Annotated in this window: 24 protein-coding genes; 6 read left to right on the plus strand and 18 right to left on the minus strand. The window is 69.1% G+C overall.

Features of this window, described 5'->3' with window-relative positions:
* Positions 1–310 precede the first annotated feature (310 nt).
* The 10 genes from glyS to HUW53_RS05890 all read right to left on the minus strand — a co-directional run bounded on the left by glyS (position 311) and on the right by HUW53_RS05890 (position 11,862).
* Positions 311–2,428, minus strand: a complete 2,118-nt coding sequence (gene glyS / locus HUW53_RS05845; protein WP_237344819.1) for a glycine--tRNA ligase subunit beta — start codon at positions 2,426–2,428, stop codon at positions 311–313.
* 109 nt (positions 2,429–2,537) lie between these two features.
* Positions 2,538–3,848 (minus strand): MFS transporter, encoded by a 1,311-nt coding sequence (locus HUW53_RS05850; RefSeq protein ID WP_237344820.1) that lies wholly within the window; start codon positions 3,846–3,848, stop codon positions 2,538–2,540.
* A gap of 101 nt (positions 3,849–3,949) precedes the next feature.
* A complete protein-coding gene (locus HUW53_RS05855) occupies positions 3,950–5,254 on the minus strand; it encodes an MFS transporter (protein ID WP_237344821.1) in 1,305 nt (434 codons plus the stop codon).
* Between the two features lie 246 nt (positions 5,255–5,500).
* On the minus strand, positions 5,501–6,427 hold the full coding sequence (locus tag HUW53_RS05860; RefSeq protein WP_237344822.1) for a glycine--tRNA ligase subunit alpha: 927 nt from the start codon (positions 6,425–6,427) through the stop codon (positions 5,501–5,503).
* A gap of 227 nt (positions 6,428–6,654) precedes the next feature.
* The gene (locus HUW53_RS05865) at positions 6,655–7,746 is read right to left on the minus strand and encodes a TRAP transporter substrate-binding protein (protein WP_237344823.1); all 1,092 of its coding nucleotides are present in this window, start codon (positions 7,744–7,746) and stop codon (positions 6,655–6,657) included.
* Between the two features lie 176 nt (positions 7,747–7,922).
* A complete protein-coding gene (locus HUW53_RS05870) occupies positions 7,923–9,062 on the minus strand; it encodes an Mrp/NBP35 family ATP-binding protein (protein WP_237344941.1) in 1,140 nt (379 codons plus the stop codon).
* Positions 9,063–9,288: 226 nt separating this feature from the next.
* Positions 9,289–9,954 carry a uracil-DNA glycosylase family protein gene (locus tag HUW53_RS05875; RefSeq protein ID WP_237344824.1) on the minus strand — a complete coding sequence of 222 codons (666 nt, stop codon included), beginning with the start codon at positions 9,952–9,954 and terminating at the stop codon, positions 9,289–9,291.
* Positions 9,947–10,690 (minus strand): MBL fold metallo-hydrolase, encoded by a 744-nt coding sequence (locus HUW53_RS05880; protein WP_237344825.1) that lies wholly within the window; start codon positions 10,688–10,690, stop codon positions 9,947–9,949. Before HUW53_RS05880 ends, HUW53_RS05875 begins: the two co-directional genes overlap by 8 nt.
* 4 nt (positions 10,691–10,694) lie before the next feature.
* A complete protein-coding gene (locus tag HUW53_RS05885) occupies positions 10,695–11,306 on the minus strand; it encodes a glutathione S-transferase family protein (protein ID WP_237344826.1) in 612 nt (203 codons plus the stop codon).
* Positions 11,307–11,376: 70 nt separating this feature from the next.
* On the minus strand, positions 11,377–11,862 hold the full coding sequence (locus HUW53_RS05890; protein ID WP_237344827.1) for a thermonuclease family protein: 486 nt from the start codon (positions 11,860–11,862) through the stop codon (positions 11,377–11,379).
* A gap of 186 nt (positions 11,863–12,048) precedes the next feature.
* On the opposite strand from HUW53_RS05890, the gene HUW53_RS05895 reads away from it, so the two are divergent.
* On the plus strand, positions 12,049–13,071 hold the full coding sequence (locus HUW53_RS05895; RefSeq protein WP_237344828.1) for a sensor histidine kinase: 1,023 nt from the start codon (positions 12,049–12,051) through the stop codon (positions 13,069–13,071).
* Here the strand turns inward: HUW53_RS05895 and queG are convergent.
* Together queG and HUW53_RS05905 are read right to left on the minus strand one after the other, a co-directional pair.
* Positions 13,060–14,205 carry a tRNA epoxyqueuosine(34) reductase QueG gene (queG, locus tag HUW53_RS05900; RefSeq protein ID WP_237344942.1) on the minus strand — a complete coding sequence of 382 codons (1,146 nt, stop codon included), beginning with the start codon at positions 14,203–14,205 and terminating at the stop codon, positions 13,060–13,062. The genes HUW53_RS05895 and queG overlap by 12 nt on opposite strands.
* Positions 14,202–14,891, minus strand: coding sequence for a glutathione S-transferase family protein (locus HUW53_RS05905; protein ID WP_237344943.1), 690 nt, complete (start codon positions 14,889–14,891; stop codon positions 14,202–14,204). The genes queG and HUW53_RS05905 overlap by 4 nt, the downstream gene beginning before the upstream one ends.
* 422 nt (positions 14,892–15,313) lie before the next feature.
* Between HUW53_RS05905 and HUW53_RS05910 the strand changes: the two genes are divergently transcribed.
* The gene (locus tag HUW53_RS05910) at positions 15,314–16,120 is read left to right on the plus strand and encodes an undecaprenyl-diphosphate phosphatase (protein WP_237344829.1); all 807 of its coding nucleotides are present in this window, start codon (positions 15,314–15,316) and stop codon (positions 16,118–16,120) included.
* A gap of 82 nt (positions 16,121–16,202) precedes the next feature.
* Here HUW53_RS05910 and HUW53_RS05915 read toward each other — a convergent pair whose 3' ends face one another.
* The 6 genes from HUW53_RS05915 to HUW53_RS05940 all read right to left on the minus strand — a co-directional run bounded on the left by HUW53_RS05915 (position 16,203) and on the right by HUW53_RS05940 (position 23,605).
* The gene (locus HUW53_RS05915; RefSeq protein ID WP_237344830.1) at positions 16,203–16,643 is read right to left on the minus strand and encodes an NfeD family protein; all 441 of its coding nucleotides are present in this window, start codon (positions 16,641–16,643) and stop codon (positions 16,203–16,205) included.
* A gap of 7 nt (positions 16,644–16,650) precedes the next feature.
* On the minus strand, positions 16,651–17,631 hold the full coding sequence (locus tag HUW53_RS05920) for an SPFH domain-containing protein (RefSeq protein WP_237344831.1): 981 nt from the start codon (positions 17,629–17,631) through the stop codon (positions 16,651–16,653).
* Between the two features lie 1,238 nt (positions 17,632–18,869).
* Complete coding sequence (locus HUW53_RS05925) at positions 18,870–19,931, minus strand: esterase-like activity of phytase family protein (protein ID WP_237344832.1); 1,062 nt, start codon at positions 19,929–19,931, stop codon at positions 18,870–18,872.
* Positions 19,931–21,820 carry a cobaltochelatase subunit CobT gene (cobT, locus tag HUW53_RS05930; protein ID WP_237344833.1) on the minus strand — a complete coding sequence of 630 codons (1,890 nt, stop codon included), beginning with the start codon at positions 21,818–21,820 and terminating at the stop codon, positions 19,931–19,933. Before cobT ends, HUW53_RS05925 begins: the two co-directional genes overlap by 1 nt.
* 78 nt (positions 21,821–21,898) lie before the next feature.
* Complete coding sequence (gene cobS / locus HUW53_RS05935) at positions 21,899–22,882, minus strand: cobaltochelatase subunit CobS (RefSeq protein WP_237344834.1); 984 nt, start codon at positions 22,880–22,882, stop codon at positions 21,899–21,901.
* A 114-nt stretch (positions 22,883–22,996) separates the two neighbouring features.
* Complete coding sequence (locus tag HUW53_RS05940; protein ID WP_237344835.1) at positions 22,997–23,605, minus strand: J domain-containing protein; 609 nt, start codon at positions 23,603–23,605, stop codon at positions 22,997–22,999.
* 194 nt (positions 23,606–23,799) lie between these two features.
* On the opposite strand from HUW53_RS05940, the gene HUW53_RS05945 reads away from it, so the two are divergent.
* From HUW53_RS05945 to HUW53_RS05960, 4 genes are all read left to right on the plus strand, one after another.
* Positions 23,800–24,099 carry a BolA family protein gene (locus HUW53_RS05945; protein ID WP_237344836.1) on the plus strand — a complete coding sequence of 100 codons (300 nt, stop codon included), beginning with the start codon at positions 23,800–23,802 and terminating at the stop codon, positions 24,097–24,099.
* Between the two features lie 115 nt (positions 24,100–24,214).
* The gene (gene queC, locus HUW53_RS05950) at positions 24,215–24,985 is read left to right on the plus strand and encodes a 7-cyano-7-deazaguanine synthase QueC (protein WP_237344837.1); all 771 of its coding nucleotides are present in this window, start codon (positions 24,215–24,217) and stop codon (positions 24,983–24,985) included.
* Between the two features lie 40 nt (positions 24,986–25,025).
* Positions 25,026–25,382: a lysozyme inhibitor LprI family protein gene (locus HUW53_RS05955; RefSeq protein ID WP_237344838.1), complete on the plus strand. Its 357-nt coding sequence runs from the start codon at positions 25,026–25,028 to the stop codon at positions 25,380–25,382.
* A gap of 49 nt (positions 25,383–25,431) precedes the next feature.
* Positions 25,432–26,139 (plus strand): pyrimidine 5'-nucleotidase, encoded by a 708-nt coding sequence (locus HUW53_RS05960; RefSeq protein ID WP_237344839.1) that lies wholly within the window; start codon positions 25,432–25,434, stop codon positions 26,137–26,139.
* Positions 26,140–26,198 lie beyond the last annotated feature (59 nt).

The raw sequence follows: 26,198 nt of genomic DNA on the forward strand, positions 1-26,198 counted from the left end.
GTCTTTTCGCCAGCGGCCGGAAGGTCTTGCCGGAATGTATTGCCCGAATCTCTGGCCGGGACCATCGGCGCGGGTGCGCGCGTGAACCGGCGCGGCATTGGCGAAGACCGCGCCGCACGCCTTCGGCGCACCGGCGCCCGGTCCGCGACGCGGTTTTCTGACCCTGAAGAGAACAGGCGGCCGCGCCTCGCGCGCAGGGGCGATGATGCCCGCCCGGTGGTCCGGGCAGGGGGCGCGGCGCTAGTCTCGCTGGAGGGAGGGCCTTGCGGGCGGGCGGCTCACGCGGGCGTGTCGCCCGCGCGGGGGGAGGTCAGCCCTCGATGCGGTCGAAATCGGCGATGGCGCGGGTGGCGGTGCGGATCTCGTCCAGGAGCTTCAGCCGGTTCTCGCGCAAGGCGGCATCCTCGGCATTCACCGTCACCGCCTCGAAGAAGGCATCCACCGGCGCGCGCAGGTCGGAAAGCGCGGTCATGGCGCCCTCGAAATCCTCCGCCGCGATGGTCTTGGCCAGATGTTCCTTCACATCGTCGATGGCGGCGGCGAGCTTTTCTTCCGCTTCTTCCTTGAGCAGGGCGGCGCTGGTCGGCCCCTTGAAGGCCTTGCCGTCCTTCTTCTCCTCGATGCGCAGGATGCTCGCGGCGCGGCGATAGCCGGCGAGCAGCGTCTTGCCGTCCTCGCTTTCCAGGAAGCGCGCCAGCGCCTTCATGCGCAGCACCAGCTCGAAGAGATCGTCCTGGCCGGGCAGCGCGAACACCGCATCCACCAGATCGAACCGCGCTCCGTTCTCCCGCAGATACACCTTCAGGCGATCGGCGAAGAAGGAGAGAAGGTCGGCGGCTTCTTCGGTGGCCGCGCCGGGTGTCCGATAGCGGAACTCGCCCTTGACTTCCGGCAATTCCAGGCGCTCCGCCAGATCGGCGAACAGGCTGGATAGCTTCAGCCTCAGCCCGTTCTCCAGAATGATCCGGATCACCCCCAGCGCCGCCCGGCGCAAAGCATAGGGGTCCTTGGAGCCGGTGGGCTTCTCGTCGATGGCCCAGAAGCCCACCAAAGTGTCGATCTTGTCCGCCAGCGCCACGGCGATGGAGACCGGGGCGGTGGGGGTGCGGTCGCCCGGGCCTTGCGGCTTGTAATGTTCCTCGCAGGCGGCGGCGACCTCGGCGGCCATGCCCTCGCCTTGCGCATAATAGCGGCCCATGAGGCCCTGCAGCTCGGGGAACTCGCCCACCACCTCGGTGAGCAGGTCCGCCTTGGCGATCAGCGCCGCCTCTTCCGCCAGCACCGGATCGGCGCCCACCTGGGGGGCGATGATCGTGGCGAGGTTGGCGATGCGCGCGATGCGCGCGGCCTGGGTGCCGAGCTTTTCGTGGAAGGTGATGTGGTCGAACTTGGGCATGCGGCTTTCCAGGCCGTTGGCCCGGTCCGTGTCCCAGAAGAACTTGGCATCCGACAGGCGGGCGCGGATGACCCGCTCGTTGCCGGCGACGATGGCCGCGCCGCCGTCGGTGGCGACAAGGTTCGAGATCAGAATGAAGCGGTTGGCGAGTCGGCCAGTCTTGGGGTCCTTCAGCACAAAGCACTTCTGGTTGGCGCGGATGGTGGCGCGGATGACCTCATCGGGAATGTCGAGGAAGCGCTCCTCGAACGCCCCCATCAGCACCACCGGCCATTCCACCAGGCCGCAGACCTCGTCGAGCAGCCCGTCGTCCTCCACCAGCTCCAGCCCGGCCGCCAGCGCCAGATCCTTGGCATCGTTGAGGATGATATCCTTGCGGCGGTCGCGGTCGGCGACCACCTTGGCGGCCTCCAGCTTCGCCATCCAATCGTCCAGCCGCTTCACGGTGAACGGCGCGGGCGCAAGGAAACGGTGGCCGCGGGTGATGTTGGACGCCGTGATGCCTTCCACCTCGAATGTCACCACTTCCGGCTCGTCCCCCTCGGCGCCGAAGGTGCACAAAATGGAATGGAGCGGGCGCACCCAACGCAGGCTGCCGGTGCCCCAGCGCATGGATTTCGGCCAGGGGAAGGTGCGGATGACCTCGGGGATGACCTCGGCGATCACCTCGGCGGTGGGGCGGCCCTTCTTCTCCACCACGGCGATATAGAAATCGCCCTTCTTGGGATCGGACTGGATCTTGGCCTGATCGATGGAGGCGAGCCCCGCGCTCTTCAGGAAGCCGGCGAGGGCCTGTTCGGGCGCGCCGACGCGGGGACCCTTCTTCTCTTCCCGCTGGTCGGCCTGCTTGCCGGGCAGGCCGTGCACCGCCAGCGCGAGCCGGCGCGGGGTGACGAAGGCCTTCGCGCCCTCGTAGAGAAGGCCCCGGTTCACCAGCGCGTCGGTGACCAGCTTGCGCAGGGTGTCGGCCGCCTGGGCCTGCATGCGGGCGGGGATTTCCTCGGAGAAGAGCTCAAGCAGAAGGTCGGGCATCGGATCGGACTCGTCCCCGGTACGGGGAGACAGGCGCGCGAAGCACGCCGGGGTGAACGTTCGAAGGGTGTGCTAAAGGGTTTCGGCCATCGCGTCGAGGGGCCGGGGCCTAATCGAGCGGGCGGCCGGCGCGGTCGGGCACGCTCAGCACCGCCAGGAACGCCAGGGTCGCGGCGCCGATGAGATAGCCCGCCGGGGCCAGCGGATTTCCGGTGGCGTTCACCAGCAGCACCGCCACCATGGGCGCGGTGCCGCCGCCGATGCCGATGGCGATGTTCCAGCTCAGGCCCACCGAGGTGCAGCGGGTGCGGCGGGAGAACATCTCCGCCAGCATCACCGGCATGGCGCCGCCGGTGGCGATGAGCACGGAAAAGGCGATCTGGCTGATGAGCGCAAGGGTGGGATCGCCCGAGCGCATGAGCTGGAACAGCGGCCAGGAAAACAGCGCCAACCCGAGGAACCCGGCCCCGAGCACCAGCTTGCGCCCGACGAGGTCCGACAGCGCGGCGAAGGCCACCGCCATCACCAGCACCACCAGCATGCTGATGGTGTTCAATTCCAGCGCCAGCGCCGGGCTGAAGCCGTCCACCTGCTGCTGCCAGGTCGCGAGATAGACGAAGATGAGGTAGAAGGAGAGGCCCACCACGAAATTGAAGCACGACGCCCGCAGGATATCGCGCCAGCCGTCGCGGAACGCCGCCACCAGTGGCAGGCCTTTTTCTACGCCCAGGGGTGTTTCCGGCACTGTGCGCCGCAGCACCAGCGTGAACCCGCCCAGGACGAGGCCGAGCAAGAACGGCAGCCGCCAGCCCCAGGCGTCCAATTGGTCGGGGGTGAGCACCTGCGTGGTCAAGGCGCCGATGCCGGAGCCCACCAGCGTGCCGCCGTTGCAGCCCACCGTCGCGAGGGCGGCGCAGGCGCCGCGCCAGCGGCTGGGAGCGCCTTCCGCCAGGAACACCGCCGACGACATGTATTCGCCGCCGATGCACAGGCCCTGCACCAGCCGCAGCGCCAGCAGCAGGGCCGGCGCCGCCACGCCGGCCACGGCATAGGTGGGCAGCAGCCCCACCGCCACCGTCGACACCGTCATGCACAGGGCCGAGGCCAGCATGGCGGCGCGGCGGCCGTGCCGGTCGCCGATGTGGCCGAACACGATGGAGCCCAGCGGCCGCATCAGGAAGGAGGCGGCGAACACCCCGAACACCGAGATCAATCCGGCGCTGGGACTGGAATCGGGAAAGAAATTGCGCGCGAACACCGTGGCGAGGAAGCCGTAGACCGCGAAGTCGTACCATTCCAGCATGTTGCCCATGGCCGCCGCGGCCATGGCGCTGGCGGAGAGGCGCCCACCCCGCTCCCGAGGATGTTCGCAGCCCCGCGCAGGGTCCGCTGGCGGAGAGGCGGCTGCGGTCACGCTCATGCTTGCGGCTCCATCTCGCGGCGCCACCTTGCAGCGCCATCCGGCGGCGCCACTTGGCGGCGCGTCCTTGCGGCTTTTGGGCGCGCTTGTGGCCGGCGCCTTCAGGGCATGGGCCGTCTGGCGCGGTCGGTCATGAAGAAGGTGGCGGCCAGCGACAGCGCGGCCACCGCCATGATGTAGACCGCCGGCCCCATGTCGTCATGCAGGCCGCTGACCAGATAGACGCCGATCATGGGCGCGGTGCCGCCCGCCAGGCCTCGGCTGACATTGTTGCTGACGGCGGCGGCGGAGCAGCGCGTGGCGCGCTTGAACATCTCCGCCAGGATCGCGGGCGAGACGCTGGTGTAGGCGGCGATCAGAACGGCGAAGCCCAATTGGCCCATGATGGCACTCTGTTCGGTGGTGGCGCTGAGCAGCCGGAACAGGGGCCATGAGAACAGCACGAAGCCGATGAGGGCGCCGGCCAGCACTCGCTTGCGGCCGATGACATCCGACAGCGCGGCGAACAGCGGCAGCAAGGCCACCGTGACGATCATGCTGAAGGTGTTGACCTGGAGCGCGCTGCCCGGCGACAGGCCATCCACCTGCTGCATGTAGGTCACCAGATAGACGAACAGCATGTAGGTGTTCACGCCGCCGGCGAGATTGATGAGCGTGCAGACGAGCATGGCCCGCCAATCGTCGATGAAGGCCCGCATCAGCGGGCTGCGCGGCCGTTCCGGCGGCTCCTCCTGCGCGGATCTCATGCCGTAGCGCAGCCAGAGGGTGGTGATGCCGAGCAGCAGGCCCACCAGGAACGGCAGGCGCCATCCCCATGCCATGAGCTCTTCCTGCGACAGCAGGGAGGCGGTGGCCGCGCCCACCAGCGACCCCAGCATGGTGCCGCCCATGGCGCCCACGGAGCAGAGGCTGAGCAGCAGCCCGCGCCAGCGCGGCTGGGCCCGCTCCGCGAGAAAGACCACCGAGGTGGAATATTCCCCACCCAGGGACACGCCCTGCAACAGGCGCAGCAGCAGCAGCAGCACCGGGGCCGCCATGCCGGCGGTGGCATAGGTCGGCAGAAGGCCGATGCTTGCGGTGGAGACGCACATCAGGCCGGCGGAGAGATAGAGCGCGTGCCGGCGCCCGTGGCGGTCGCCGATGTGGCCGAAGATGACGCCGCCCACCGGCCGCATCAGGAACGAGGCCGCCAGCATCCCATAGGCCGCCAGCAGGCCGGCGAAGCCGTTGTCCGCGGGAAAGAAATTGCGCGCGAAGATGGCCGCCAGGAAGCCGTAGGCGCCGAAGTCGTACCACTCCAGCATGTTGCCCACGCTTCCCGCCAGCACCAGGCGGAGCGACAGGGGCGGCGGGCTGTCCGCCGTGGTGGCGGCGGTGGCGTCCGCGGTCGCGGTTCCAACGCTCACGCGGGGGCACCGGTGGGTGTCGCCGGTGGGGCGCGGCGCCCGGCCGGGGGAGCCGTCACCCGGCGGGGATGCGAGCGCCGGTGGCCCGGTGCCGGGCCGAGGCGCCGCGACGTCTGGCGCGGACGCGAAATAGAGCCGTCGAGCACGAAGCCCCCCCCAAGGCGCGTGTAACCCGTTCCACCATACCTTCAAGGACCGGGTGTCGCCAAGGGGGAGCGCGCGCGGGCGATGGCTGGTCGGGGCGGCTCAGGCGCCGCCGCCGGCGGTCTTCAGCCAGGCGGCGCCGCAGGCCTTGGCCAATTCGCGCACGCGCAGGATGTAGCTCTGTCGCTCGGTCACCGAGATGACGCCACGGGCGTCGAGCAGGTTGAAGACGTGCGACGCCTTGATGCACTGGTCGTAGGCCGGCAGCGCCATCAGGTGCTTTTCGCCGGCGTCGCCTGCCGCGAGATATTTGTGGCAGGCGCCCTCGGCCATGCGGAACTGCTCCAGCAGCATGTCGGTGTCGGCATATTCGAAATTGTGCCGCGAATATTCCTGCTCGGCCTGGAGGAAGACATCGCCATAGCTGGTCTTTTCGGCGCCCTCGCGGCCGTTGAAATTGAGGTCGTAGACGTTCTCGACCCCCTGCACATACATGGCGAGGCGTTCCAGCCCATAGGTCAGTTCACCCGCCACCGGCGCGCACTCGAAGCCGGCCACCTGCTGGAAATAGGTGAATTGGGACACCTCCATGCCGTCGCACCAGCACTCCCAGCCCAGGCCCCAGGCGCCCAGCGTCGGGCTTTCCCAGTCGTCTTCCACAAAGCGCACGTCGTGGATCTTGAGATCCACGCCAATGGCGTCCAGCGACTTGAGGTAGAGCTCCTGGAGGTTGTCGGGCGAGGGCTTCAGGATCACCTGGAACTGGTAATAATGCTGGAGCCGGTTGGGGTTCTCGCCATAGCGCCCGTCCTTGGGCCGGCGCGAGGGCTGCACATAGGCCGCCTTCCAGGGCTTGGGGCCGAGCGCGCGCAGGGTGGTGGCGGGGTGGAAGGTGCCGGCGCCCACCTCCATGTCGTAGGGTTGGAGGATCACGCAGCCCTGGTCCGCCCAGAAGCGCTGCAGGGTCAGCAGCAGGGCCTGGAAGGAGCGGTCGGGCCGCATGTGGGGCGGAAGGGCGGGATCGATCATCAGGAGGCTCGCGAGACATCGGGCGGACGGGCGCGGGGCCGGGAGGGCCACGCGCGCCGCGCCGCGGGCGGAGTGCGCCGCCGCGCGGGCGGACACTAGATTTTCACCCCGAGGAGATCAAGGGAAGCGGGCGCGGGCGCGCGCAGGTCCATGCGGAAAAGCAAAAGCCCCGGCGCCGGGCGCCGGGGCTCGATGTGGTCGCGGGCGCGATGCTGTGCCGGGCGCGATCAGCCGCGGGCGCGGGCGCGCACCATGTAGTCGTCATAGGTGAACTCGACAATCTGCCACCACAGATAGCCGTTGTTGCGGAACACCTTCACGTCTTCCCAGATCTTCTTGAACTCTGGGTTCTTGGCCGAGATTTCATCATAGAGGCTGTGGGCCGCCTTATAGGCCGCGTCCAGCACGTCGTTGGGGTAGCGGCGCAGCTGGGTGCCGGACTTCACCAGGCTCTGGATGGCGATGGGATTCTTGGCGTCGTAGCTGGCGAGCATGCTCTCGTTGGCGCGGGCGCAGGCGGCGGTAAGGGCGGCGCGGTAGGATTTTGGCAGCTTCTCCAGCTCTTCCAGGTTGAAGAAGAAGTTGAGCGCCGCGCACCCTTCCCACCAGCCGGGGTAATAATAATACTGCGCCACCTTGTAGAGGCCGAGCCGCTCGTCGTCATAGGGGCCGACCCATTCGGCGGCGTCGATGGTGCCCTTCTCCAGCGCCGGGTAGATGTCGCCGCCGGCGAGCTGCTGCGGCACCACGCCGAGCTTGGCCATCACCTGCCCGCCCATGCCGGCGATGCGCATCTTGAGGCCCTGGAGGTCGGCGACCGTCTTGATCTCCTTGCGGAACCAGCCGCCCATCTGGCCGCCGGTGTTGCCGCCGGGCAGCATGGAGACGCCATACTTCTTGTAGAAGTCGTTGAGCAGGGTCAGGCCATTGCCATAGAGGAACCAGGCATTGGTCTGGCGGGTATTGAGGGAGAACGGAATGGCGGTGCCGAGGCCGAAGGTCGGATCCTTGCCCACATAATAATAGGAGGCCGAGTGGCACATCTCGACGGTCTTGTTCTGGGTGGCGTCAAGGGCCTGCAGGCCGGGCACGATCTCACCCGCCGCGAACACCTGGATCTGGAACTTGCCGTCGGTGGCCTCGGCCACCGTCTTGGACATGAGCTCCGCGGCGCCGTAGATGGTGTCGAGCGACTTGGGGAAGGACGAGGTGCAGCGCCACTTCACCTCCGGCGCGGACTGGGCGATGGCCGGCATGGCCACGGCGGTCGATGCGGCGACGCCGGCTCCGGCGGCGGTCAGGAAATCACGGCGTTTCATGCGGGCAGCTCCCTAGGACGTCTTTGACGACGCCATCCGCGCCTCGGGCGAAGCGGCGTCATTGATCTATCTAGAGCGGGCATCTGCCTAGGGAAAGCATGTTTGCACCGCAAAAATGGCGTTGAGGCACCTAAAGATGCTTCAACGCCATCTCTTGCGACATAAAATGACGCAGTCTATTCGATGACGATGCGCGGCGCGGTCTTGGCGCCGGCCTCGACGCGGTCGAGGGCGGCCTTCACGCCGGCTGCCACATGGCGATAGGCGGCGGCCTGCTCGCCTTGCGGGTCGGACACCAGGACCGGCGTGCCGGCGTCCGACATCTCGCGGATGCGCATGTGCAGCGGGATCTCGCCCAGGAACGGCACGCCCATCTTGTCCGCTTCCTGGTGGGCGCCGCCGTGGCCGAACACGTCCGAGCGCCCGCCGCAGTGGGGGCACACGAAATAGGCCATGTTCTCCACCACGCCGAGAATGGGCACGTTGACCTTCTCGAACATGGCCACCCCGCGCCGGGCGTCGATCAAGGCGAGGTCCTGCGGGGTGGACACGATGACGGCGCCGGCCAGGTTCACATTCTGGGCCATGGTGAGCTGAGCGTCGCCGGTGCCGGGGGGCATGTCCACCACCAGCACGTCGAGGGGCCCCCATTTCACGTCCCGCAGCATCTGGGTGATGGCGCTCATCACCATGGGGCCGCGCCAGATCATGGGGGTTTCTTCTTCCACCAGGAACCCGATGGACATCAGCTTCAGGCCGAAGTTCTCGAGCGGGATGATGGTCTTGCCGTCCTCCATCTCAGGCTTCTGGGCAAGTCCCGTGAGGCGCGGCAGGGACGGGCCGTAGATGTCGGCGTCGAGCAGGCCCACCTTCAGCCCCAGGTCGCGCAGGCCCAGGGCGAGGTTGATGGAGGTGGTGGATTTGCCCACGCCGCCCTTGCCCGAGGCAACGGCGATGATGGCCTTCACCCCCGGCACGGCGGTGCCCTTGGGCGGTGCCGGCGGATGGGCGTGGCCGTGGGCGGGTTTGGCGGCGGGCGCGGCGGTGCGCTCGGCGGTGAGCGCCACCAGGGCCGAGCTGACCCCCGGCACGGCGGCGACGGCGGCCTCGGCGGCCATGCGCACGTTTTCCCAGGCCCGCACCTGGGCCGGGTCCACATTGACCGACAGATAGACCTTGCCGGACGTGACCACCACGCCGGACAGGGCCGGGGAGGCGGACAGGGCGACGCCCTCGGGCGTCTTCACCTGTTTGAGAGCGGCACGCACGGCGTCTTCGGTCACCGTTGCGGTTTCGGCTACGCCATTGTCGGCCATCACGTCTCTCCCGCGCCGCCGCTCCCCGGTGGCGCCCGGCAGCAGGGCGCCGAGCGCGCGAGCGGCACTCTGGAACCAATCGAATGTGCTCTTGCTTCGCACGATGCGGCCTTTCTGCAAAGCCTCACTAATGAGCGCTGCCTATGCAAAAGGCAAATTTTCCGCACAACCTTCGATCATGGGATATTCATTGCATACATTGATGGCGCAAGATGGGAAACGCGCGTCACGAGGGGCTGTCGCCGAGGCGCAGAATGCGGGCGATGTCGGCCTTCAGCTCCGGCAGCAGCTCGGCCTCGAAGAAGGAGTGGCGCTTCAGCCAGCCGGTGTTGCGCCAGGAGGGATGGGGCAGGGGATAGAGGATCGCCGGCGGATCGAGGCGGAGCCCCTCCGCCCGCACGGTGCGCCATGCCGCCACGGTTTCCGTCAGCCCGGCCTTGGCGAGATGGGGCAGGCCCAGGCGTTTCAGGTGATAGGCTTGGGCCGGGCGACCCACCGCCAGCACCAGCCGGAACGGCGGCAGGGTGGCGAACAGGGCGTCGTGCCAGGTGGCGACGCACTCCCGCCGGGGCGGCAGGTCGGCGCCCTTGGCATCCTGGCCGGGGAAGCAGAAGCCCATGGGGGCGATGGCGATGCGCGTCTCGTCATAGAACGCATCCCGGCCCACCCCCATCCAGGCGCGCAGCCGGTCGCCGGAGGCATCGGTGAAGGGCAGGCCGCTGGCATGCACCTTGGTGCCCGGCGCCTGGCTCGCCACCAGGATGCGCGCGGTGGCCGACACCCGCAGCACCGGGCGCGGGGCATGGGGCAGCGGCGTGCCGCGCGGCGCCTCCACGCACACCCGGCAGGCGCGGATGCGCGCGAGGAGGGTGTCGAGGGCGGCTTCAGACATCGAGCACGAGGCCATCCGCGGCGAGCAGGAACAGGGCGCCGTCCACCTCGTCCCGCCGCGCCAGCATGTCGGCGCCCATGTGGGTGAGCAGGATGCGCCGGGCCGCCAGCGCCGCCCGATGGGTTGCCAGGGCGCGATAGGACATGTGGCCGGCGGGAGCGTCGTCGAACGCGGAACATTCGCAGATGAACAGGTCGGCCCCGTCCGCGATGGGGCCGAGGGCGTCGGTCCATGCGGTGTCGCCGGAAAAGGCGAGGGTGCCTTGCCCGTCGCTCAGGCGCAGGGCGGTGGCGGGGGCGCCGGCGGCATGGCGGACCTCGGCTGTGGTCAGGGTGAGGGGGCCGAAGGCGGTGGTGGAGCCCGGCGCCACCTCCTTCACCCGCCAGTCGAAGCGCCACGCCATGGCGCCCATGCCGGGGAACATCGCCTCCATCAGGGCATCGAGCCGGGTCCGCGTGCCGGGCGGGCCGACGATGGTGAGCGGCCGGCTGCGGGCGCGCTCGAACTGGCCGTCGATCAGCAGGATCGGCAGGCCGCCGAAATGGTCGCCGTGCAGGTGGCTCAGCATCACCATGTCGAGGCGGGCGCTGTCGATGCCGAGCCGGGCAAGGGCCAGCGGGGCGGTGGCGCCGAAGTCGAGGGCGAGGACGCTGTCGCCGCTCTCGACCACATAGCAGGTGTTGCTCCGCCCGCCGGAGCAGAAGGCATCGCCGCAGCCGGCTACCGTCAGTCGCATGGGATCACGCTTTCATGCTGGGCCGCTGGGAGACGATGTCGCGCCAGCGCAGGATGTGGGTCAGCTTGTCCGGCACCTCGGTGCGGATGGCCCGCATGAAATCGACGGTGACGATGGCGGTGATGTCGGCCACCGTGAAGCGGTCGCCGGCGACAAAGGCGCGGTTCGCCAGCTCGGTGTCCAGGAATTCGAGGAAAGCGATGATCTTTGGCCGGTTGGCCTCGCCCCAGGCCGGCACCTGCGGCACCTCCATGGCGGCCATGGCCGGGTTCAGGTGGCGCAGCACGCTCATCACCGGCAGCAGCAGCTCCAGCTCCACCCGGCGCTGCCACATCTCCACCAGCGCCTGTTCCAGCGGCGTCGCGCCGAACAGGTTGGGCTCGGGCTGGAGAGCTTCGAAATAGCGGCAGATGGCCACGGTCTCGCAAATCACCGCGCCATTGTCCAGCACCAGCGTCGGCACCCTCTGGCGTGGGTTGAGGCGGGTGAAGGCCTCCGACTTGTGCTCCATCGTGGTGAGGTCCACCGGCACCAGCGGCACCGTGATGCCCTTCTCGGCGAGGAAGATGCGCACGCGGCGCGGATTGGGGGCGCGGGTGGAATCATAGAGTTTCATCGCCTGGGTCTCCTCCGTGAGAGCTGCGAGAGACGACGCCGTCTCGCTTGGCGCAAGGTGGCGGGGCCGTTCAGTCCGGACGCGGGTGGGCGGCGCGATAGTCGCGCGGGCGTTCAAAGCGGCCCGCCCACAGCCCGCGCCGGGCGGCGCGGGCCTCGGCCTCGGCGGTGCCATAGCGACCATCGGCGAGCGCGAGGCCCTGGCGCACCAGCTCCTCGGCGATGTCCACCCCGTCGACGGTGCAGCGCGCCAGCATGCGCCCATAGGCATCCGCTCCCGAGCCGGCGCAGAACACGTCGCCGCGCTGCACCAGCTCGACCAGGGCGAACCGGGCGGTGGCGCCGCAGGGCCAGCTTTGGCCGTCGCGCATGCAGGTCTGGGCCAGTTCCGGCGCATCCATGCCGGTGAGGCGGATGCGCTGGCCGTCGAGGCGCAGGGTGTCGCCGTCGATCACCGTCGCCGGGCCGGCGACCACGTCCTTGCGCAGCATCCATTCCGCCACGAACCCGATGGCGAGCACGAGGGCGAAGGCGACGATCACGTCGAAGATGCGCATGGGGCGGTCGGATATGCTGGCGCGGCCATGGGGCCGCGTGGTTGTGGTTGACGTAGGAGCCTGGACGGGGGACCGTTAAGGCTTCATTAACTGCCTTTCGGCGAGGTGTCGAAAGATCCATTCGTGGCGGACGGCGTATTCCGGCGGCTGCCGCGCAGGGGAGCGCAAAAGGCGCCAAAGGCTCGCATGCACGGCTCCGTTCGGCTCCGGGTGACGGACGCGCCCGATTCCGCCCGCCGGGAGGGCGAGGGGGTATTGGCGCGTCGCTCCACCGTGCCCGGCATCGGGCTGGCGGCGGCGCTGGGCGGTCTCGGCGCGACCGCCGCCGCCTTGGCCTTCGGCGGCCCGCTCGCCATGGCCATCGTGGCGACCGTGGCCCTTGCGCTCGGCGCGGCGGCGGTGGCCTGGGCGCGCGGCATCGATCGCGCCGGCGCGGCGCTGGAGGCGCGGCTCGCCGCCGCCGAGGCGGCCCGGGTCCAGGCGGAGGCGGACAATCTCGCCAAATCGCGCTTCCTCGCCGAGATGAGCCACGAGCTGCGCACCCCCCTCAACACGGTGATGGGCTTTTCCGAGATGATGGCGGACGAGGTGCTGGGGCCGCACAAGGTCCCCGCCTATGGGGGCTATGCCCGCGACATCCTCGCCTCCGGCCGCCACCTTTTGGCGCTCGCCGACGATCTTCTCGACCTCGCCCGCATCGAGAGCGGGCATCGGGTGCTCTTGGAAACGCCGGTGCATCTGGAGCGGCTGGGGCAGGACTGCCTCGCCATGCTGAAGCCCGATGCCGCCGCCCGCCGGCTGGCCCTGCGGCAAGAGGGGAACGTGTCGGGGGGCACCCGGCTGTGGGGCGATGAGCGCGCGGTGCGGCAGATGGTGCTCAACCTCCTGGCCAATGCGGTGAAGTTCACACCCGTGGGCGGCGAGGTGCGGCTCGTGACCGGCCTGGACGCGAGCGGGGCGCCCTTCCTGTCGGTGGAGGATACGGGCGCCGGGGTCAGCGAGCGCGAATTGCCGCTCGAGGATGCCCGCCACCGCGAGAGCCGGCTCGATGTGAAGAGCGGGCGCGGGGCGGGCCTGGGCCTTGCCATCGTCCGGGCGCTGGCCACCCTGCACGGCGGCGAGCTCAGCCTGACCCGCCGCGCCAGTGGCGGCACCAGCGCCCGCGTCAGCTTCCCGAAAAGCCGGGCGCTTCAGGCGTCAGCGGTCTGAAGTGGCGTCCCGCCACTCGTCGCGCACGCCGGCGTCGTCTTCCCGATCCGCATGGGCGGCGGCCTGGGTGCGCACGGCATCGGGCGGCAGCAGCCGGGCGAGGGCCCACACCGCCGCGCCCCGCACCAGGGCCGAGCCATCGCGAAGCCGGGCCGCGACCGCGTCGGCGAGCGCGGGGTCGGAGCTGTTGCCCAAGGCGATCAGCACGTTGCGGATGAAACGGTCGCGCCCCACCCGCTTGATGGGGCTCTTGGGAAAGCGCGCGCGGAAGGCCGCGTCGTCGAGCGCGACCAGATCGGCGAGGCGCGGCGCCTCGTTGTCCGCCCGCGCGGCCAGCTTCGCCTCGTGCCCGGCGACGGCGAACTTGTTCCAGGGGCAGGCGGCAAGGCAATCGTCGCAGCCGTAGATGCGGTTGCCCACGAGGGGCCGCAGCGGGCGCGGGATCGGCCCCTTCAGCTCGATGGTGAGATAGGACACGCAGCGCCGCGCATCGATCCGGTAGGGGGCGGGAAAGGCGTTGGTCGGGCAGGCGTCGAGGCAGGCGCGGCAGGAGCCGCAATGGTCGCGCTCCGCCGCGTCGAACGGCAGCTCCAGGGTGGTGGCGATGGCGCCGAGGAACAGCCAGGAGCCGAACGGGCGCGAGACGAGGTTGGTGTGCTTGCCCTGCCAGCCGAGGCCGGCGGCGCCCGCCAGCGGCTTCTCCATGAGCGGGGCGGTGTCCACGAACACCTTCACGTCGCCGCCCCCGGCCGCCGCCAGCAGGCCGCGGGCGATGCGCTTCAATTTCGGCTTGATGACCTCGTGATAGTCCTCGCCCCGCGCATAGACCGAAAGGGCGCCGGCCGCGGGGTCGGCGAGCACGGCGCGGGGGTCCTGGCGCGGGCCGTAATTGAGGCCGAGCATGACCACGGCGCGCATCTCGGGCCACAGCACCAGGGGATCGGCGCGGCGCTCCAGCGTTTCGGCCATCCAGCCCATGTCGCCATGGGCGCCCTCGGCCACCCATTGGGCGAGCCGCGCCCCCGCCGGTCGACCGGCGCGCGGATCGGCGATGCCGATGGCGTCGAAGCCTTCCGCTAGGGCAAGTTCGGCAAGGTGCGCCTTGAGCGCGACCGGTGTCGGCGCCGCCTTCAGAAATCCAGATCCGCGTAGGTCTTGGAGGGCGGCATTCCCGGAATGCTCTCGTTGAGCAGGGCGCGGAAGGTCGGGCGCGACTTGATGCGCGCATACCAGTCCCGTGCGTGCTCGTCCTCGTCCCATGGGACGTCGCCCAGATAGTCCGCCACCGAGAGATGCGCGGCGGCGGCAAGGTCCGCCTGGCTCAGCCGCTCGCCCGCCAGCCATTTGCGGGCCTTGGCCAGCCAGCCGATGTATTTCAGATGATAGCGCAGATTGGTGCGGGCCATGCGCAAGGCGGTGGCGTCGGGCGGGCCGCCGCCCTGCTGGCGCGTCATATAGCGCTTGTGGATGCGCTCGCGGACCAGGGGCTCGGTGGATTCCACGTACATCTTCTCGTGGAACCAGGCGGTGAGCCGGCGCACCTCCACCCGCTCGCCGGGGCTTTCCGGCAGAAGACGGTGGTCGGCGAGGGCGAGGCCGCGGGTCTCATCCAGATATTCGGCGATGATGCCGGCACCGGGCACGGAGGCGCATTGCTCCTCCACGATCACCGGCGTTTCGCCGGCGGGGTTCAGGGCCAGGAAGCCGGGCCGGCGCTCCCACACCCGTTCTTCCACGAGCTCCGGTTCCAGCCCGTACTCGGCGAGCAGCAGGCGAACGAAGCGGGAATGGGGGCAGAAGGGATGATGGTGCAGATACATGAGGTTCTGTTTCGCCGGGGCGTTCGAGCGCCGTGCGCTCACCCGGCCCGTTCATGTTTAGGGACGGAGTCTTTCCGATTGGTTCCATTCGGAGCGCGCGGTGTTGCATCGCCGAAAAGGTGGGGAGGATTGTCCCCGTCATCGTGAACGGAATGCGGCACGGCCATCGGCGCGTGCTTCATCCCCGGTGTAGTGCGCCCGCGCCCGCCCGGCAAGGCATGGCGCAAGGGAAGGGTGGCGTCGCGGTCGGCTGCGCCCCTCCCGAGGTCGGGCGCGGGCCGGTCTCGCGGATGCAGGCGGGCGACCCTGCGGCAGGGATGGTGCGGGCCGTAATTGCAGCTTAATGGCTCTGTGCGCACGATGCCGCGTCCGGCGCGGCCGTGCGCGCCCGGTCGTCTTCTCTCCTTCGGATCTTCCCGCCCATGACCCTCGGCGACATGTTTGAAGCGCTCGTGCTCGGCCTCGTGGAGGGCCTGACCGAGTTCATTCCCGTCTCTTCGACCGCCCATCTGCTGCTGCTCGGCCATTTCATGGGCTTCCAGAGCACCGGGCGCACCTTCGAGGTGCTGATCCAGCTCGGCGCCGTCCTGGCCATCCTCACTGTCTATTTCGAGCGTTTCGTGCGGGTGGCGAGGCAGTTGCCCACCAATCCCGGCGCCCGGCGCTTCGTTCTCGGCGTGGTGGTGGCGTTCCTGCCGGCGGCGGTGATCGGCGCGTTCGCGCACGGCTTCATCAAGGGCGTCTTGTTCGAGACGCCGGCGCTCATCTGCGCCACGCTCATCTTCGGCGGCGTCGTGCTGCTGTTCATCGACAAGGTGGTGCCGGAGCCGCGCTACAACAACGCCATGGGCCTGCCGCTTCCGGTGGCGCTGAAGATCGGCTTCTGGCAGTGCCTCGCCATGATCCCCGGCATGTCGCGCTCGGGCTCCACCATCGTCGGCGGCATGCTGATGGGCGTGGACAAGCGGGCGGCGGCGGAATTCTCCTTCTTCCTCGCCTTGCCCACCATGCTCGGCGCCTTCGCCTATGACCTGTACAAGAACCGCAACGCGCTCTCGCTGGACGACGGGCTGCTGATCGCCATCGGCTTCGTCGCGGCCTTCTGCGCGGCGGTGGTGGTGGTGCGCTCGCTGCTCGATTTCGTCTCCCGCCACGGCTACAAGCCGTTCGGCTGGTGGCGCATCGCGGTCGGCATCGCCGGGCTGATCGGGCTCGCGCTGGTGGGCTGAACGCCGTCGTCTTCACCCGCCGGGCGCACCCCCGGCGGGTTTCTCCCCTCGGGCCTTTCATCTCTCGGGGGGGCGGGGCCGGTCAGGCGCGCTTGACCGTCAGGGTGGGGCCGTCCGCGGCCACCACCTTCACGTCGGTGCCGGCGGCGGTGTCGGGGCCGGTGACACGCCAGACCGTATCGTCGATGCGCACCCGGCCGGTGCCGTCGACGATGGGTTCGTCCAGGGTGAACACCCGCCCGACGAAGCCCTGTGCCCGCCGGTTCAGGAACGGCCGGTCTGAGGCCTTGCCGGGGCTGGGGGACACCTTGCGGCCCACCAGAACGGCCACCACCGCCAGCGCCGCGAAGGCGACCACTTGCACTTGCCAGGAGAGGTCCGCCACGAGGCCGAGGGCACCGGTGGCGAGGGCGGCAAGCCCGAGCCACAGCAGGAAGGCGCCCGGCGCCGCGATCTCGGCCACCAGCAGCAGGGCGCCGAACACGAACCAGGCCCAGGGTCCGAGGTTGGAGAGAAACGTCATGTCCGCCTCACGCGGTGGGCGGCGTCGCCGGGCCGGTGGGGCGCGCGCGGCGAAGCTGAGCCGGCGCCTCCGGCCCGAACGCGCCGCGGGCGATCTCGCCGATGCCGGCGAGGGACGAGAGCAGGGCCGTGCCCTCGTAGGGCATCAGCACCACCTTCTGGTTGGGGGCGGCGCCCAGGGTCTCGAACGCCTTCACATATTTCTCGGCGATGTAATAGTTGAGGGCGGCCGGATCGCCGCTGGCGATCGCCGCCGACAGCATCTCGGTGGCGCGCGCATCGGCCTGGGCGAGGCGCTCGCGGGCCTCCGCGTCGCGGAAGGCAGCCTCCCGACGGCCCTCCGCCTGCAGGATCTGGCCCTGTTTCTGGCCTTCCGCCTTGAGGATCTCCGACTGGCGCAGTCCCTCGGCCTCCAGGATGGCGGCGCGCTTCTCGCGCTCGGCCTTCATCTGCCGGCCCATGGCGTTCACGAGGTCGGCGGGCGGCACGATGTCCTTGATCTCGATGCGGGTGATCTTGACGCCCCAGGGTGAGGCGGCGGCGTCCACCACCCGCAGTAGGCGCACATTGATTTCGTCGCGGTGGGAGAGCAATTGGTCGAGATCCATGGAGCCCATGACGGTGCGGATGTTGGTCATGGTCAGGGCCAGGATGGCCACGTCGAGCCGGGCCACCTCATAGGCGGCGCGGGCGGCGTCGAACACCTGGAAGAAGGCCACCCCGTCCACCGAGACGGTGGCGTTGTCCTTGGTGATGACCTCCTGGGTGGGCACGTCCAGCACCTGTTCCATCACGTTCATCTTGGTGCCGATGCGGTCGATGAACGGGACGATGATGTTGAGACCCGGCTGCAGGGTCTTGGTGTAGCGGCGAAAGCGTTCGACCGTGAACTGGTAGCCCTGGGGCACCGTCTTCACTCCGGCGAAGACGACGGCGATGGCAAGCACCACGAGCACGATCACGAAGAGGTTCGGGCCGATCTCGAACATGTCATCTCCTGTGGGCCGCTCCCGAAGGGCTTAGGGCTTTGCTCCGCCGGCGGGCGCCGTTGCCGGAGCGTGAGGGGGGCGGCCGGCGCAGTCGAGCATGGCCCCGCCACACCCGCAAGGGGCGGATGGCCCGCACGCCGGCGGCGCGAGGGAACGAAGCGCGATTGTGCCCGGTGCAGCGATTCGCGCGCGTTTTGTTCCCGGTTGTTCCGGCTGGCGGGGGCGGGTGTCACAAAATGGGATGGTCGGGAGCCAGCCGTGGGGACGGCTCCGGGACGAAAGAAGGGCGCCGGTCGCCGGGGCGAGAAGGGCCGCCCGGCGTCGTCGCGCATGGTCCTGCCCTCCAGTGGGGGCCGGCGCGGGGGCGGTGGCATGGCGGAACAAAGCGCGATCGTCCCCGGAGCAGCGATTCGCGCGTGTTTTGTTCCCGGCTGTTCCGGCCGTCAGGGGCGGGTGTCGCGAAATGGGATGGTCGGGAGCCGGCCGTGGGGACGTCTCAGGGACGAAAGAAGGGCGCCGGTCGTCGGGGCGAGAGGGGTGGCCGGGGTCGTCGCGCATGGTCCTGCCCGCCAGCGGGGGCTGGCGCGGGGGGGCCGGCGGCATGGTGGAACAAAGCGCGATCGTCCCCGGAGCAGCGATTCGCGCGTGTTTTGTTCCCGGCTGTTCTGGCCGCCGGGGGAGAGTGTCGCGAAATGGGATGGCTGGGAACCGGCCGTGGCGGCTGGTCCTGGGAAGGAAGAAGGCGCCGGTCGCCGGAGCGCGAGGAGGCCCGGCTGGCATCGTCGCGCATGGCCTCGCTCGCCAGCGGGGCCGGCGCGGGGGCGGCGGCATGGTGGAACAAAGCGCGATTGTCCCCGGAGCAGCGATTCGCGCGTGTTTTGTTCCCGGTTGTTCTGGCCGCCGGGGGAGAGTGTCGCGAAATGGGATGGCTGGGAACCGGCCGTGGGGACGGCTCCGGGACGAAAGAAGGGCGCCGGTTGCCGGGGCGAGAGGGGCCGGCCGGCGTCGTCGCGCATGGTCCTGCCCGCCAGTGGGGGGCCGGCGCGGGGGCGGCGGCATCGTCGCGCATGGCCCCGCTCGCCAGCGGGGCAGGTGTGGTGTGACTGCGGCATGGCGGAACGAAGCGCGATTGTCCCTGGTGTCGCGATTCGCGCGTGCTTTGTTCCCGTTCGGTGCCCGGCCGGAGGCGGTCGCGTGTCGCAATGGGACGGCGCCCTGGCAGGGGCGTCGCCGGTCGCTCAAGGGGCGACGGCGTGACGGTTCGGTTCGCCCACGGCGAACCGCAGCAGGATGGTGCGCTGGATGGGGCTGAAATTGTCGTCGGAGATCATGGTCAGCAGGGTTTCGCCAGCGGCATTGGTGGTCACCGCCAGGCCCTCCATATTGTCGATCTCATAGCCGTTGTCGAAGGTGCCGAGCACGGTTCCGCTCACCACCGCGCCCGGCTTGACCTCGGCGAGGGCGAACCAGCGGACCTGCATCAAGACCCCGGTGGACAAGGAAAAATGCCGCTCCAGCAGATACATGTCGCCATTGGGGGCGATCGCGAGGTCGGTGGCGTTGAAGGGGCGGCTCTTGAGGATGGTGAAGCGGCCCGGGGCGGGGCCGCCGATGATGAAGCCCGGCAGGTCCTCGCCCTTCTGGATGCCATCCTCGCCGATGCCGATCAGCGCGCCCTTCAGCGGGCCGGACGGCACATAGGCGAGGCCTTCGAGGCCGAGATTGTTACGCAGGTCGCGCACCATGGGGGCCGGCACGCGGGTGCCGTTTTTCCCCATCGGGTCGCGCGGATAGCGCCAGACCTCGTTGACGTCCTCCATGCCCACATAGACCGCGTCCGGGGCGATGGTGAGGGATTCGCTGTCGCCGCGCCCGCGCTGGGCCTGGAGCCGGCCGGCGTCATCCTTCAGCGCCGCCGCCATCACGTCGGAGAGGCCGGTGGGCCGGTCGCCGTCCACATCGAGCCGGCCGGAGAGGAATACGCCGGCATCGGTGACGGCGAGGAAGCGGTTGTCCGGGGCGAGCGTGAAGCCGGAGATGCCGCCGAAGGCCGGATAGGCGGAGTGCAGCACCAGCCCGCCGCGGAAGCTGAGCGCGCCGAAACGGGTGCCGTCGTCGCCGATCTTGAAGCGGGTGATGGGGGTGGCCGTGACGCTCAGCGCTTCCGGCTGCTCCGGCAAGGCGGTGGGCTTGGAGGTGGCGGTGCCCACCACCACCGCGCCGGCGAGGCCAAGGGCGAGCACGCCGGCGGCGGCGATGCTCGCGATTCGTGCGAACCGGGACCTTGAACCTGCGCCCATCAATGCGCCCGCCGGCCGCGGACCGGTGCGGCGGCCTTTTCCGCGAACAGCTCGGCGAGCTTCTCGGTCATCACCCCGCCCAGCTCCTCCGCGTCCACGATGGTCACGGCGCGGCGGTAGTAGCGGGTCACGTCATGGCCGATGCCGATGGCGATCAGCTCCACCGGCGAGCGGGTCTCGATCTCCGTGATGATGTGGCGCAGGTGCCGCTCCAGATAATTGCCGGGGTTCACCGAGAGGGTGGAATCGTCCACCGGGGCGCCGTCCGAGATCATGATCAGGATGCGCCGGGCTTCGGTGCGCGCCAGCAGGCGCTGATGGGCCCAGTCGAGGGCCTCGCCGTCGATGTTTTCCTTGAGTAGCCCTTCGCGCATCATCAACCCCAGATTGCGCCGGGAGCGCCGCCAGGGGGCATCGGCGGCCTTGTAGATGATGTGCCGCAGATCGTTGAGCCGTCCGGGCCCGGCCGGCTTGCCGGCGGCGAGCCACGCCTCGCGGGATTGGCCGCCCTTCCAGGCCTTGGTTGTGAAGCCCAGCACCTCCACCTTCACCCCGCAGCGCTCGAGCGTGCGGGCGAGGATGTCGGCGCAGGTGGCCGCCACCGTGATCGGCCGCCCCCGCATGGAGCCGGAATTGTCGATGAGCATCGTCACCACCGTGTCGCGGAAGTCGGTGTCGCGCTCCTGCTTGAAGGATAAAGCGGCGGTGGGGTCGGTGACCACGCGGGACAGGCGGGCGGGGTCGAGTACGCCCTCTTCCAGGTCGAAATCCCAGGCCCGGTTCTGCTGCGCCAGCAGGCGCCGCTGCAGCCGGTTGGCGAGCCGCGCCACCACCCCCTGAAGGTGGGACAGTTGCTTGTCCAGATAGGCGCGCAGGCGGGTCAGCTCCTCCGGGTCGCAGAGGTCCTCGGCGTGCACTTCCTCGTCGAACGTAGTGGTGAACGCGTGGTATTCCGGTCCGCGATTGTCATGGGTCACCGGCGGACGGGGCTGCCAGGGCTCGGCGGCCTCGTCGCTGTCGCCGGGCTCGGCGCCGTCGGGCATGTCGTCGGGCGGAGCGGCGTCCGCGTCGATCTCGCCGAGGGGCAGCTCCTCCTCGGAGAGCATGGCCTCGCTTTCGGAGGCGCCCTGCTGGCTCTCGTCCTGCTTGGACTGGCCCTGCTCGGCGCCCTCCTCCTCGGCGCCGCCCTGGTTCTCGTCGTCCTCCTCGTCGTTCTCGGTGTCGAGGCTGGAATCCTCGCCCATGTCGAGGGAGGAGAGCAGGTGGCGGGCGATCTCGCCGAAGTGCTTCTGGTTCTCGATGGAGGCCGCGAGCCGTCCGAGGTCCTTGCCGGCCCGCTCCTCGATATAGGGGCGCCACAAATCCACCAGCTTGCGGGCCTCGCGCGGGGGCGCCTCGCCGGTCAGCCGCTCGCGCACCAGGAGCGCGATCGCGTCCTCGATGGGCGCCTCCGAACGCTCGGTGATGTCGGCGAGATTGCTGCGGTGGTAGCGGTCCTGGAGCATGGCCGCGATGTTGCGCTTGGTGCCGGGCATGCGGTTGGAGCCGATCGCCTCCACCCGCGCCTGTTCCACCGCCTCGAACACGGCGCGGGCGGTGTCGCCGGCGGGCAGCATCTTGCGGTGCGTGGCCGGGTTGTGGCAGGCGAGCTTGAGGGCCAGGGCATCCGCCTGCCCGCGCACGATGGCGGCGTCATGGGCGGTGAAGCGGCGCGGCGGCTCGGACAGGCGCACCCGGCCGGGGGAGAGGCCCGGCCGCTCGCTGGAAAAGGTCACCTCGAACTCGGCGACCCCCGCGATGGCCTTGAAACAACCGGTCACCGCCCGCTTGAAGGGCTCGACGGCCGCCTCCGAGGACGCCTTTCCGGGGGTGCGGTTGGTGGGGGCCATGGTGCGGCTCTTTCTCGGCTCTCGTCACGCGGGGCAGGTTGGGCCGGCCCTTGGGCCGGCGCCGGAAAGCAGGGATCCTCAGGAGAGGGCGACGTTCACCGTGCTCTCGGTCAGCTCCTGGCCGAAGCAGCGCTGGTAGAACTCGGCCACCAGCGGGCGTTCCAGCTCGTCGCACTTGTTGAGGAAGGTGACGCGGAAGGCGAAGGCGATCTCCTTGAAGATGTCCGCATTCTCGGCCCAGGTGATGACCGTGCGCGGGCTCATCACGGTGGACAGGTCGCCGTTGATGAAGGCCTGCCGGGTGAGATCGGCGAGGCGCACCATGCGGTTCACCGTGTCGCGCCCCTCCTGGTTCTGGAAGTGCTTGGCCTTGGCCAGCACGATGTCCACTTCCTTGTCGTGGGCCAGATAGTTCAGGGTGGCGACGATCGACCAGCGGTCCATCTGCGCCTGGTTGATCTGCTGGGTGCCGTGATAAAGGCCGGTGGTGTCGCCGAGGCCGATGGTGTTGGCGGTGGCGAACAGCCGGAACGAGGGGTGGGGGCGGATCACCCGGCTCTGGTCGAGCAGGGTCAGGCGGCCGGAGGATTCCAGCACCCGCTGGATCACGAACATCACGTCCGGGCGGCCGGCGTCGTATTCGTCGAACACCAAAGCGATGTTGTTCTGGTAGGCCCAGGGCAGGATGCCGTCGCGGAACTCGGTGACCTGGAGCCCGTCCTTCACCACGATCGCGTCCTTGCCGATCAGGTCGATGCGCGAGATGTGGCTGTCGAGGTTGATGCGCACGCAGGGCCAGTTGAGCCGCGCCGCCACCTGTTCGATATGGGTGGACTTGCCGGTTCCATGGTATCCGGTAACCATTACGCGGCGATTGTGGGCAAATCCGGCGAGGATGGCGAGGGTGGTCGGCCGGTCGAACAGATAGTCGGGGTCGAGGTCCGGAACGTGCTCGTCAGGCTCGGAATAAGCCGGCACCTCCATGTCGATGTCGATGCCAAAGGTCTGGCGCACCGACACTTTCATGTCCGGGGTGGGGGCAAGGATCTCGGTGCCGCTCATAGGTCCTCCGTGGGCGGATGCTGTGCGCCCTTCACGTCTGAATGGCTGCCCTGGAGGCTCGACCGAAGCCGGCCCGGGGGCAATATGAAAAATGTCACGCCCGGTCCTGCCGGGTCAGCAAAAGCCCGCCTGCTTGAGGTTGGCATAGGCCTGGATGACGGAGCGCAGCCGGTCCTCCGAGGAGCGGTCGCCGCCGTTGGCATCGGGATGGTGCTTTTTCACCAGTTCCTTGTACCGGGCCTTGATTTCGTCCGCGCCGGCGGACATCTCGAGCCCCATGACCTCCAGCGCCCGCCGTTCGGTGGTGCGGATGATGCGGCCGTCCGGCTCCTCGCGGTCGGCCCGGAAGGTGCGGCCCATCTCGCCGGCGAAGCCGAACGGGTCCTTGACGTTTTCCTTGAATCCGCCGTCCCGCTCGGGGCTCTCGTTCCCGCGCGCGCCCATGCGCCAGGTGGGACGATGGCCGGTGAGCGCGTCCTTCTGATAGGCCGAGACCGCGTCGTCGGGCATGCCCGCGAAGTAATTGTAGGACTGGTTGTATTCCTTCACATGGTCGAGGCAGTAGTGCCAATACTGGCCTTCCAGGTGTCGTCCCTTCGGCGCGCGGTGGGTCGCGGGCGCGGTGCATCCGGGCCATTGGCAGCAGGCCTGCTGGGGGGGGCGCGCGCGGCCCTCGCCAGATTTTACGCGGATGCGATCGAAGAGCGGGGAGTTCAGCTTCATGATGAAACGATTATGAGGGTCGCGTCGCGGCGCGGCAAGGAAGGAGCTTGGGCCTGAGCGGTCCGGGGAAGGCCACCCCGGCGCGCGGGGCGCGAGGATAGGCGGGCAATGATAATGCTTATATAATGGCTTCAGGCCAGTGCACCATCGTGGTGCGCGGCGCCCATCCTTTCATTCCGGATATCGGTTTCATTATGTCCCAGATTTCCCTCGCCACCATTCGCGAGACGCTGCAAAGCGGCCTCAATCCCCTGGCCCTCGACCTCGTGGACGAGAGCCACAAGCATGCCGGCCATATGGGCGCCAGCCACGACCACAAGGGCTCCAGCCGCGAAGATGGCGGCGTAACTCATCTCAAGGTGAGGGTGGTGGCGGCGGACTTCGCCGGCAAGAGCCGCGTTGAGCGGCACCGGATCGTGAACACCCTGCTTCAGGGCGAGATCGCCAAGGGTCTCCATGCCATCTCCATCGACGCCAAGGCGCCGGGGGAGTAAGGCTGCAGGCTGGACCGGTCGGCGTGGGCGGTGGCGATCTTGGATGTATGTGCAGGGGTCGCCGCCGCGCGGATTTCGCCGCCGCGCGGACCTGGGAGACGAGACTTAAGCCGACATGACCACCGCCGCCGCGCGTTTTTCCGAAGGTGCCGCCCAAAGCGCCCCGCAAGGGGCCTTGGTGCTGTTTTCCGGCGGCCAGGATTCCACCACCTGCCTGGCCTATGCCCTTGAGCAGTTCGACCGGGTGGAGACGGTGGGTTTCGCTTATGGTCAGCGCCATGCGGTGGAGCTGGAATGCCGCCCCCGCGTGCGGGAGGCCCTCTCCCGGCTCAATCCGGTCTGGCGCGGCCGGTTGGGCGAAGACCATATGGTGAGCCTCGATGCCCTCGGCCAGCTCTCCGACACGGCGCTCACCCGCTCCGTTGCCATCGAGATGGAAGCGGGCGGCCTGCCCAACACCTTCGTGCCGGGGCGTAATCTGATTTTTCTCACGTTCGCGGCGGCGCTGGCCTACCGGCGGGGGCTCCGGCACATTGTCGGCGGCATGTGCGAGACCGACTTTTCCGGCTATCCCGATTGCCGCGACGACACGGTGAAGGCCATGCAGGTGGCGCTGAACCTCGGCATGGAGAGCCGGTTCGTGCTCCACACGCCGCTCATGTGGATCGACAAGGCCGCCACCTGGCGTCTGGCGGAAACCCTCGGCGGCGCCGCCCTGGTGGCGCTGATCCAGGAAGAGACACACACCTGCTATCTCGGCGAGCGGGGATCACGGCACCCCTGGGGCTATGGCTGCGGGACCTGTCCCGCCTGCCGTCTTCGCGCCGACGGATATGCGCGCTACCGTGCCGGGGTCCGTGGCGGCGCCATGCCGGCGGCAGACTGAGGAGACGGTCATGGGCATGGGTTTTCGTTCGGCGTGTCGCGTGCGTTCGGTTGTCTTTGCGGCCGCTCTGCTGCTGCCCTTCGCGGGCGGGCTGGGCTCGGGCGCCGCGGCGGCGGCCAGCTTCGATTGCTCCACCGCCAAGGCCACCGATGAAAAGGCGATCTGCGCGAACTGCGGCCTGCAGCAGCTCGATGTGAAGATGACCACCCTCTACGGCGTCATCACCAAGCTCGTGGCCATGGGCCAGCGCGGCGACATTCAGGACGCCCAGCGGGCCTGGCTCTCGCGGCGTGCCCTGTGCGGCAGCGACGCGGGTTGCCTACGCCAGGCCTATGAGGGCCGCATCCGCGAGCTGGAAGCCGGGCTTTCGGAAATCTATTCCCGCGGGCCGTTCTGACCGGCCCCCTTCCGATCCGGTGCGCCAGGGCGCACCCGACGAGCATCACATGACCCTCATTCTTCCGCAGTCCCGTTTCCAGCAGGTCGAGACCTGGGTGTTCGACCTCGACAACACCCTCTATAGCGCCGACCATGACCTGTGGTCGCAGATCGACGCGCGCATGAAGGCCTACATCGCCGATTTCCTCGGTATCGCGCCGGACGATGCGTTCAAGTTGCAGAAGGACTATTACCGGCGCTACGGCACCTCCCTGCGCGGGCTGATGATCGAGCACGGGATGGACCCCGATGCCTTCCTCGATCATGTGCACGACATCGACCTCTCCGGCCTGTCCGCGACCCCCCGGCTCGGCGCCGCCATCGACGCCCTGCCGGGGCGAAAGATGGTCTACACCAACGGCTCCGAGCGGCACGCCCGCAATGTGCTGGAAAAGCTCGGCATCGACGATCGCTTCAGCGCGGTGCACGACATCGTGGCGGCCCGTTTCCAGCCCAAGCCCACCGATGCCGCCTATCGCTGTTTCCTGGACGCCCACGGCGTGGACCCGCGACGCGCCGCCATGTTTGAGGATCTTTCCCGCAATCTGGAGGTGCCCCATCGCCTCGGCATGGCCACCGTGCTGGTGGTAACGCAGGGCACTCCGGCCGAAACCCGCCCCGGCAGCCGCGAGGCCTGGGAACTGGAAGGCCGCGATGCCGCCCATGTGGACCAGGTGACTGACGACCTGCCCGCCTTTCTCGAACGGCTGGTCTGACCTGGGTGGTGTCCTGGTGCGTCAAATGGGGGTGCACGCAAAAGTAGAGATGCGTTGCG

The organism is Xanthobacter agilis, from assembly GCF_021730435.1.
In the GTDB taxonomy this organism is placed as follows: domain Bacteria; phylum Pseudomonadota; class Alphaproteobacteria; order Rhizobiales; family Xanthobacteraceae; genus Xanthobacter; species Xanthobacter agilis.